The 9322-nt window shown below is 57.0% G+C and carries 9 protein-coding genes; 4 read left to right on the top strand and 5 right to left on the bottom strand.

Annotated features, from left to right (window positions below):
* The first annotated feature begins 263 nt into the window (after positions 1-263).
* The gene (locus SH139x_RS07155; protein ID WP_488354587.1) at positions 264-1271 is read left to right on the top strand and encodes a hypothetical protein; all 1008 of its coding nucleotides are present in this window, start codon (positions 264-266) and stop codon (positions 1269-1271) included.
* 136 nt (positions 1272-1407) lie between these two features.
* On the opposite strand, the gene SH139x_RS07150 is transcribed toward SH139x_RS07155, so the two are convergent.
* From SH139x_RS07150 to SH139x_RS07135, 4 genes are all read right to left on the bottom strand, one after another.
* A complete protein-coding gene (locus SH139x_RS07150) occupies positions 1408-1923 on the bottom strand; it encodes a hypothetical protein (protein ID WP_488354586.1) in 516 nt (171 codons plus the stop codon).
* A 60-nt stretch (positions 1924-1983) separates the two neighbouring features.
* On the bottom strand, positions 1984-3480 hold the full coding sequence (locus tag SH139x_RS07145; protein WP_488354585.1) for a sulfatase family protein: 1497 nt from the start codon (positions 3478-3480) through the stop codon (positions 1984-1986).
* A gap of 220 nt (positions 3481-3700) precedes the next feature.
* Positions 3701-4216, bottom strand: coding sequence for a cytidine deaminase (gene cdd, locus SH139x_RS07140; protein ID WP_488354584.1), 516 nt, complete (start codon positions 4214-4216; stop codon positions 3701-3703).
* Positions 4213-5508 carry a thymidine phosphorylase gene (locus SH139x_RS07135; protein ID WP_488354583.1) on the bottom strand — a complete coding sequence of 432 codons (1296 nt, stop codon included), beginning with the start codon at positions 5506-5508 and terminating at the stop codon, positions 4213-4215. Before SH139x_RS07135 ends, cdd begins: the two co-directional genes overlap by 4 nt.
* A 42-nt stretch (positions 5509-5550) precedes the next feature.
* On the opposite strand from SH139x_RS07135, the gene SH139x_RS07130 reads away from it, so the two are divergent.
* Both SH139x_RS07130 and SH139x_RS07125 read left to right on the top strand, forming a co-directional pair.
* Positions 5551-6687, top strand: coding sequence for a S1C family serine protease (locus SH139x_RS07130; protein WP_488354582.1), 1137 nt, complete (start codon positions 5551-5553; stop codon positions 6685-6687).
* Between the two features lie 359 nt (positions 6688-7046).
* On the top strand, positions 7047-8519 hold the full coding sequence (locus SH139x_RS07125; protein WP_488355978.1) for a transposase: 1473 nt from the start codon (positions 7047-7049) through the stop codon (positions 8517-8519).
* Between the two features lie 67 nt (positions 8520-8586).
* Here the strand turns inward: SH139x_RS07125 and SH139x_RS07120 are convergent, their stop codons facing one another.
* Complete coding sequence (locus SH139x_RS07120) at positions 8587-8793, bottom strand: hypothetical protein (protein WP_488354581.1); 207 nt, start codon at positions 8791-8793, stop codon at positions 8587-8589.
* A gap of 290 nt (positions 8794-9083) precedes the next feature.
* Between SH139x_RS07120 and SH139x_RS07115 the strand changes: the two genes are divergently transcribed.
* The gene (locus SH139x_RS07115) at positions 9084-9218 is read left to right on the top strand and encodes a hypothetical protein (protein WP_488354580.1); all 135 of its coding nucleotides are present in this window, start codon (positions 9084-9086) and stop codon (positions 9216-9218) included.
* Positions 9219-9322: the final 104 nt, after the last annotated feature.

The following is a 9322-nucleotide window of genomic DNA, read 5'->3' as shown; positions in this document are numbered from 1 at the left end:
ACGGACAAATCGGTAGCGCTAGTGGGAACAATTACAGCGATTTGGATACGCCCGGTGCGGGGAAAGTTCCGCGACTCAGGCAGTTCTCCATAAGCTTTCGCCCAGTTTACCCAACCGCTGATGCTGAAAACTCCGCTAAACACGGGCACTCCGGGGGGATCAACGATTCATCTTGATTCCCTGCCAAGTTTCTGGCTACTCTCCCCGGCAATTCAAAAAACTCAGCATCGATCCAAAATATTTTCAGTCGAGGCGATCTCCTGATGCACAATCTCAGCCGCCAGCACACTCACTCGGGGTATAAATCACTTGCCCCAGCAGTGATCGCATGTACCTGCTTACTTTTTTCCACAACCCAGTTAGCGGCCGCTCCCCAGCAGTCACAGGCTGACTCTCAAAACGCACCTTCCTCAGGGGTGCGGGTCGCCGGCCGCAGTCCCTCGGCCAGTTTCCGGCCGATCGGTTCCCACTCCGTCGCTCCGCAACCATTCCAGCAATCATTCCAGAGACAATCGCCGGCGGCACAGCAACAAATCGCCACGCCTGTTCAAGCAACCAGCAACCAGCAGGCGAGCGGACTCAATTTTCGCCCACCCCGCCGCGGTTCGAGCAGCAAGATGAGCGAATCGCGTGAAAATCTGGGCGCCGTACGACAAACCGCTTACATGCAAGCGGACGGTTTCGGTTTACCCCCAACGCTCGATAGCCAAGCGGCTCCCGCGGTCACCACCCCGCGTGCTCCCGCCTTACCGCCAAAATCCCCGCCACCGACCAACCGCCAAGCGCAACTTGACCGAAGCACTAATGCCCCATCGACGATGCGAGGCCAATCCGCCGAGGCTCCCAATTTGCAGGATGCTCCATCGATCAACGGCTACGGGGTGCCGAACACGTCTCAACCGTTGACGCGGAACCAGCCGAGCGCGAGCGATAGCAGCCCGGTTACCCAGCCTCAACTGCAAGGGCGGTGGGCCACTTCCGGAAACAGCCAATTGGTGACTGGCCCTTCGGGATATTCCTCAACCTTTTGGGAGTGCGGTCCGCCGGTGATGCAAGCCAGCGGCTACACCTACGCGACCACCCCACCCACGATGATGCCCAATTCACAGCCGATGCTAGCCGTCACCAGCGGAGCGATGGCTCCCCGACCGCTGGTCTCACTGGGGCAAGAAAACTACAACGTCCAACTCGGACGCGGCATCATTGGCCAACCGGTCGCCTACGTCCCAGGGCAAAATATCCGCAATTTCTTCCGCTATCTATGTCCATAGCTGGATAGCTGTTAGTGATTAGTCGTTTGACCCGCAGCTGCAGGCGTTAGCGAAGAATGAGTCATGCAAATCATCCGGTGGTGATGGGCAATGCCCGTCACCGCCGCAACCCGTTCTAGCAACTAGCCACTAGCAACTAATCCCTAGCCACCGGCGGCGAGACATCCAGGTTCTCTCCCGGCGGGCTAATCTCAGCGGCTCGCGATGGTCCGCGAATTTTCACAAACCCTGAGATCGTCACGATCACGATCGCCAGCAACACAAGCGTCCGAGTCCAAAAGATGCGGCGATCACGCATCGACTGCAACGCCTCCGAACGCCCCACCAAAGCGGCGGCGATGAAAAACACACCCAACGCCAGCAACATCTTCACGCCCAACAAAGGGTGATAGAGCCCGTCGCCACGGTGCAGCGGGATGGCTCTCCAGTAGTTGTAACCGCCGGAGACCAAGAACAACAAAATCCCCAAGTGGACGTACCATTTCCAACGTCCAATCACGCTTGCCAGTAACGTCTCGCGAGCCGGTTCCTCCAAGCGACTGGCCGCCGGCGCCAACACCCAGACGGAAAACATGCTGCCGCCGAGCAACATAATCGCGGTCAACACGTGGGTAATTCGCGAAACGACATCGATAACAAAAGTAAAATCCACGCTAGCTCCTCGCCTCTTTCGGGCGGTGTTGCTGAAACGATCAAAATTAAAAATCTGTGCCTACAACTCGGGAAACTGACTCGCCAAATCGAGCTTGTCGTCCATCGCCACTTGCAGTTCGACTAATTCACCGAACAAGCGACCGACCGTCTCTTTTTGAGCGGGATCACTGGCCAAGTCTTGCATTTCGAGTGGGTCTTGTTGGATATCGTAGAGCCGCATGACGGGAACTCGCGGATAGACGATTAACTTATGCTGTGCCGTGCGAATACTCCGCTGCAGGTCTAAGTAAGCTCCATAAATCGGCCGCGGCGGGGGCGTTTGCCCCGCGATGACCGGCAGTAAATTCGTGAATTCGACGTACTCCGGTTGCTCGACGCCAGCTATCGCCAAACTGGTCGGCATCACATCTTGCAGGTAGATCGGCGCAGTGACGCGATTCCCCGCGGGGACTCCCGGTCCGACCACCATGAAGGGCACGCGGACGCTGTGATCATATAAATTTTGTTTGCCCATCAAACCATGCTGGCCGACCGCCAAGCCATGGTCGGCGGTAAAAAATATCCAAGTGTTATCAGCTTTGCCACTACTTTCCAGCGCCGTCAAGATGCGGCCCACTTGATCGTCCATGTGCGTGATGATCGCGTAATACTCTTGCCGATGAACTTGCACCGCTTGCGGGGTGCGGGGAAAGGGCGCCAACCGTTCGTCGCGGAGCCCCGAGCCGCAACCGATGGCATCCTTATGAGGATACAGCGGCAAAAAGTTGTCCGGCACTCGCAGCGACGCGGCCGGATAACGATCGACGTAGGACTGGGGCGACTGCCTCGGATCGTGGGGCGCATTGAAAGCGAGATACATAAAAAAGGGTTCATCGCGACCCGCTGCTTGCTCCAGAAATTCGCCAGCGTGATCGCCGACAACTTCGCTCCAGTGCTTGCCTCCCGCCCAAAAACCGCCAAACTTTGGATCTGACGGGCTCCAGGGATCGTCGCCGACCGCAGGGGGCCGATCGTAGCCGGCTGGCGTTTGCGCGGGCATCCCGCCACGAACATCGGCCGTGACATCAAAAGCCGCTTGGGCACTTGCGCGACAATGCCATTTGCCAGTCATATAAGTTCGATAGCCGGCTTGCTTCATCAACTCCGACCACCAACGCCCCTGTTGACGTTCCCGTTCCGAAGTGCCGTAAATTGACTCAGCTCGCCACAGATAGCGGCCACTATTAAGCATCGTGCGACTCGCCACGCAAACCGCGCCGCTCCACGATCCCATGTTATAGCAGTGCGTGAACGTCGTCCCCTGGCGAACCAAACGATCTAAATGGGGTGTCTCAATCTCGTCGTTTCCCAGCGCCCCCAACGTGTCGAAACATTGATCATCGGCAAAGATGAACACAATATTCGGCGGCTGAGAACCAACGGTCCGCGGGGCAGGCTGAGCTGGGGATTGACCGCAAAGGTCTGGACTGGCATAGCAGAGAAAGACCAACTGCACCAGCACCAACCAGCCGCCACAACGGCCAAACAAAATTCCTCGCGGCACCGCCTTGATCATCTCACACCTCACTTCGAACACGTGTTGCAGATAGCCGAGCTAAGCACCTCGAAATAAGTCTTTCCGTTTGATCAGCCGTTGAGCGCTAGTTCACGGTTCCGCGAAACCGAAGGCTAGCCCGTTCCAGCTGATTCCGTTTTGCCCAAAGACTTATGAGGAGGTGCTTAGCAGTATATCAGCTGAGCCACTTATTCGCTGAGCCACTTATTCGCTGAGCCACTTATTCGCTGAGCACGTCAGCTCCACGAAAGTAGTCGGGCAACAGATCGGCCAACACGCGGCGGCGGCAGGTTCGCTGATCGACATCGAATAAGATGATTTCCATGTGCGGCGCAAACTCGACTAAAAACTGGCGACAGACACCACACGGCGCCGCGCCGCCACGGGTGGCGATCGCTATGCCACTCCACGCGCGTTGACCAGCCGCGATCGCCGCCCCTCCCGCCACGCGTTCGGCGCAGATCGTGGCGCTATAGGAAGCGTTTTCGACATTGCAACCGACAAATATCTGCGGCTCACCGGCAGCTGGCTCGCCAGTCAACAAAGCGGCACCCACGCGAAAGCGACTGAAGGGGGCGTAAGCTTGCTCGCGAGCCGCCACCGCGGCGGCGATTAATCGCTGGGCCCAAGTTGCCGGCAACCGCAACTCGCTGGGCAAGAGAAATTGCCCCAGCAGCGGGTTTTGATCGAGCGGATTGGAAGCGAGCGAGTCTTGTTTTGGCAAATTCTGATTCATGGCAATTCCGAGCTATTAGTCGCCAGCACCAGGGGACGCGGTTCAACAGCCTCGTCGCGGATTTGGAATGCGGCTGTCAAACGTGGCAACACCTTGCCGCAAGCGTCTCCGCTGCAGTGCAGAAAAGCCAGCGGTTGGTCGGGAGCGACTGCATCACCGATGCGAGCCCGCACATCGAGCCCCACGCGGTGGTCAATATTATCACCGACTTTGCGACGCCCACCTCCCAGCGCGACGATCGATTCACCAAGCGCTCGACAATCGATCTCGGCCAGCGTGCCTGCCTGCTGCGGATAAATGGGGCGTGCCTGGTGCAATGGCAAAGGGCCTTTCAAGCTGCCCCCTTGGGCAACGACCATCTGCGCAAAACGTTCTCGCGCCGAACCATCATCGAGCTGCGCGGCGGCGAGCGCGTAGCCGGCAGGAAGATCGACCGAAACTCCTGTCATCACCAACGCTTCGGCCGCCAATTGTAGCGTCAGCTCGCGAACTTCCGCCGGTCCTTCTCCAGCCAACACGTCGAGCGATTCGTTGACTTCGATGGCGTTCCCCACAGCTCTCCCTAAAGGCTGTTCCATGTCGGTGATCAAAGCTCTCACCGGCAACCCGGCCGCTTGCCCAGTCGACACCAGCGAAGCGGCCAACTCTTGCGCGCGCGCGAGCGAGTGCATAAATGCTCCGTTGCCACATTTGACATCCATCACCAGGGCGTCGAGCGACGCCGCTAATTTTTTACTTAGAATGCTGGCCGTGATCAGGGCCACGGATTCCACCGTGCCGGTGACATCGCGGAGCGCGTAGAGCCTGCGATCGGCGGGCGCGATTTGCAAACTGGCACCGATGATGAAACATCCCGCCCGTTGCAGCAGCGAGGGAGTATCACGCAATTCAAACTGGACGCTGTAACCGGGAATCGATTCCAATTTATCTAAGGTGCCGCCGGTGATCCCCAGCCCTCGTCCGCTGATCATCGGTACTTGCACGCCGCACGTCGCCAGCAGCGGAGCCAGAATCAGTGAGATTTTGTCCCCCAGTCCTCCCGTGCTATGTTTGTCGACTCGCGGCGGCCCGTTTTCAGCCCGCGGCAAGCATTGTCCGCTGTGTAGCATCGCCATCGTGAGGGCGGCCGTCTCTTCCGCATCCATGCCCCGCAGACAAATCGCCATTGCCATCGCGGCCATTTGGTAATCGGCCACATCGCCGCGCACAAAACCATCGACCAGCGACTGGATTTCTTCTTCGCTGAGACGACCCCCATCGCGTTTCTTCGCGATCAAAGAAGCTGGTAACATGTTTTGTGGCTCTCTGGGCAAACGAGTGGACGACTGGTTACCATGTTTATTCTACCGCAGATCTTCACCCACCCCAATCTCGGCAACTCGATGATCTCAGCCTTTATGCACAACAAATATCTGACTCACTGGTTACTTTGCGGCTGGTTGCTCATGCTCCCCAGCGGAGTGGTCGCCGACGATTTAGCGGCCGGCCCCCGGGCACTGTCCGAGGCGTTTCGCCAAGCGTCCCGCCGCGCCATCCCCTCGGTGGTTACGATCATCGCTTACGGCCAAGCCGGTGAGAATGCCCCCGACGCGGCTGCCGACGAGGAGAATTCCAGCGAAGAGGACAAGTTGGACAAGCCATTGCAAGCCACTGGGCTCGGCTCGGGGGTGATCATCTCCGCCTCCGGCACGGTGCTGACGAATAACCACGTAATCCGCAACGCGGCTCGGATCATTGTCAAATTGCAAGACGGCTCGGAATTGCCGGCTGCCGAAATTGTTGGTGATGAAAAAAGCGACATTGCCACGCTCAAAGTGACAACCGAATTACCGCTGGTCCCCGCCACGCTGGGCGATTCCAGCCTGATGGAGATTGGCGACTGGGTGCTGGCGATCGGCAGCCCCTTTCAACTCGAAGCGACCGTCAGCGCTGGCATCATCAGCGCTAAGGATCGCACCTTGCCGACGATCCCTCGCGCGGCGCTGCTGCAAACCGATGCCGTGATCAATCCGGGCAACTCAGGTGGCCCCCTGGTCAACATTGATGGGGAAGTCATCGGGATTAGCACGGCCATCGCCACTCGCAACGGCGTGTTTCAAGGCATCGGGTTTGCCGTGCCGATCGATCAAGCAAACTGGATCGCCAACGAGTTACTCGACCATGGACGCGTGCGACGTTCGCGGCTGGGCGTGCAACTGGCAGCCCTCAAACGCCAATTCGCCGACGCTCTGAAAATGGAGATTGACCAGGGGGTGGTTGTCTACCAAGTCTCCAAAGACTCCTCTGGCGACAAAGCCGGGCTGCGGCAGATGGATGTGATTATCGAGTTTGGTGGCCGCCGCGTGCGGCAACCCGTCGAATTGCGACGGGCCATCGAGCGACTTCCGATCGATGTCCCGCAAGCGGTGAAGATCATCCGCGACGGCGAAGAACTCGAACTCGAAGTCACCCTCGAAGCGGCCGATAAGTGATGGAAGCGATGGTGGTTAGCCTTTAGGCGATCCGGCATGCGCTGGTGTCTAGCCTTTAGGCGATCCGGCATGCGCTGGTGTCTAGCCTTTAGGCGATCCCGGCATGCGCTGGTGTCTAGCCTTCAGGCGATCCCGGCATGCGCTGGTGTCTAGCCTTCAGGCGATCCCGGCATGCGCTGGTGTCTAGCCTTCAGAGATCGTCCAGCTTACAGCTTATGATTTGCTAGCAAAAAAAATTGGCCTCGCACGGGGTGGACTGTTCGCACTACGAGTGCGAGTGATTTATTGTCACTCCGACGAGGCCAGTTGAAAGCTAATGACTCCGTCACCAAAAAACAACTGCATTCCAGTATCCGCCCCTGGCGGAAGGTTCCCCAGAACTACTTGCTCTCCAAGAGCAGCTCAAAGACGATTCCCATGTCCAGGCCGTCCGGCGAACCATCAGCCGCCTCGATTTGCAGACACTGCGTGAGGTGTATCGAGGTACCGGATCGAAACCGTATCCGCCTGAATTGATGCTCGCCGTTGTGCTGGTTCAGATCCTCGCCGGACTGACCAGTCCGGCCCAGTGGTTTCGCGACGCGACCTCGAGAGATCAATGCAAGCTGGTTGGCCAAGGCATCGCTCCCTCGCGTTCAGCCTGGTACGACTTTCGAGACCGAGCTGGCAAGTTCATCGATACTCTCCACCAGCAGCTCATCAATGATGCAACCGATAACGGGCTGGTCGATCCCGTCGAAGCCGCTTTGGATGGAACGTTCACCTCGGCCAATGCGTCACGACACAAAATCTACAATCTCAAGCAGATCAATCGTCGCTTGAATAAACTCAAACGAGCGATCTGGTCAATTGACGACCCGCTTCAGATCGCTGCCGCAAAGCCACTCGAGAAGGTCCCGAAGTGGATTGCTGAAACCGCCGCAGGACGTGGCAGGCAATTGCACAGTCTGCGGCAAGCAAAACGCGAATTGCTTGATAAAATCCGCGATAATCGCAAGGCTCACTCACGTTATCGCCGCGATGAAGCCAAGCTGGTCGTAAGTCCGGCTGACCCCGAGGCGGTGATTGGCCGAGACAAATATGACGTGGTCCGACCGCTCTATAACATCCAGTATATGACCGACTGCCAGAGTGGTGTGATTTTAGGTTTTGAAGTGTTTCGGCAAAACAGTGATAACACAACCCTGGGACCGATGATCGAGCAATGCCAACGTATCGTCAAGGGTTGCTTGCGGACGATTCATGCCGACGCCGGCTACTGCTCGATTCTTGATTTGAAGGATTGTGAGCGGTTGGGAATTGATTTGTGGGCACCGGTTCAGGACAACATCATGCAGCAACGTAAACTGGCCAACGGTCAACTCCAAATACCCTCAGGCGAATTCGACTTTGATCGATCCACCGGCGAGCTGCGCTGCCCTGGTGGCCATGCGATGAAACTAGTACGTACCGTGCAGCTTCCCCGCGCCTGTGGACGCATGGTACCGGAACTGCGTTTTGAGCAGTCGAAGGAAAATTGCTTGGGTTGTCCACTAGCGTTCAAGTGCTTGGGTAATGGCTCAAAACGTCGGACCATCAGCCGCCAGAAAGAACAGCATCTACTGGATGCGCAAAAGGAAAAGATGTCAGGTGAAGCGGGTCGCCAGAGTCGAGGGAAGCGTGGTTCATCAGTTGAAAGAAGTTTTGGCGACGGAAAGCTCCACCGCAATCAGGCTACTCAACACGGTCACGGATTAGCTCGGGTACGAGCCGAGGTGGGCCTGCTGGCGCTCGCTCAGAACACCTTGACGCTATACAACCGCGAAAAACGCAGTGAAAACGCATCGCTGTAAGCTGGACGATCTCTTCAGGCGATTCGGCATGCGATTGACCGGCGAAAGCCGGGACACCAGCGTGTGTTCATAAACTTGGTGGATCCCAATCCTTGCCAAAGTCATACAGAGGATACGAATTCCAAAAACGCAATGCTTGTTCGCGTCCGACGTTCTCAAGGAATTCCGCAGCGCTACTAAACGGCCAATCCATCCACTTTCCGCAGTACCCATGATGAATTGGGTTGTGCAAAACGTAATTCCGCGATGCGTAAAAGTGACCTTCCGATTTCATCGCAGTCTCCGCAGCCTTACACCAAGTCTGCCTGCCTCGACATTTGTCTTCGCCATTCCACTCGAACGATGTGCGACCGTGAAGTTTAGCAATAGATTGAAACAATGAATCGAGGCTAATCACATCACACAGCACATGGTAGTGATTAGGCAACACAACCCAGGCAAACACCGATCGACAGTGTTGATGCACTAGTTCGCACAATTGTGTAGAGAAGCTCGCGAGACGATCGTCACTGCGTCCAATGATCGGTGCGTGCTCAAAACATGCGGCGGTAATGAGGTAGATCGATGTATGATCGCTTGCGATATGCGAGGGTGAATGCGGGGGATGATGTCGCTGCCTTCGTTCGGCAAGAATGGTTTGTCTTTCTTCTGGCGTCCATTTCCGCCACCGATACATCGTACTTGGATCCTGAGGCATGAGGTGACCGTCCGCATAAATAGGGGATACGGCTGGAACACCTTTGAGGATATCATGAACTGAAGAGCGTTGGGTACCTGCGCTGGTGTGTAGCCTTCAGGCGATC

The sequence above is a fragment of the Kothea flammea genome (genome assembly GCF_052161645.1).
Lineage (GTDB): Bacteria > Planctomycetota > Planctomycetia > Pirellulales > Pirellulaceae > Laterigemmans.
Note: the sequence above shows the minus strand (reverse complement) of the source record. Positions and strands in the feature narration are given on the sequence as shown.

What these genes read in the sequence shown, in the direction of transcription:
- SH139x_RS07120 (WP_488354581.1), bottom strand. Translation starts at nt 8,793, where the DNA reads ATGAAATCGGAAGGTCACTTTTACGCATCGCGGAATTACGTTTTGCAC.
- cdd (WP_488354584.1), bottom strand. Translation starts at nt 4,216, where the DNA reads ATGAATCAGAATTTGCCAAAACAAGACTCGCTCGCTTCCAATCCGCTC.
- SH139x_RS07130 (WP_488354582.1), top strand. Translation starts at nt 5,551, where the DNA reads ATGTTTATTCTACCGCAGATCTTCACCCACCCCAATCTCGGCAACTCG.
- SH139x_RS07135 (WP_488354583.1), bottom strand. Translation starts at nt 5,508, where the DNA reads ATGTTACCAGCTTCTTTGATCGCGAAGAAACGCGATGGGGGTCGTCTC.
- SH139x_RS07115 (WP_488354580.1), top strand. Translation starts at nt 9,084, where the DNA reads ATGTATGATCGCTTGCGATATGCGAGGGTGAATGCGGGGGATGATGTC.
- SH139x_RS07145 (WP_488354585.1), bottom strand. Translation starts at nt 3,480, where the DNA reads ATGATCAAGGCGGTGCCGCGAGGAATTTTGTTTGGCCGTTGTGGCGGC.
- SH139x_RS07155 (WP_488354587.1), top strand. Translation starts at nt 264, where the DNA reads ATGCACAATCTCAGCCGCCAGCACACTCACTCGGGGTATAAATCACTT.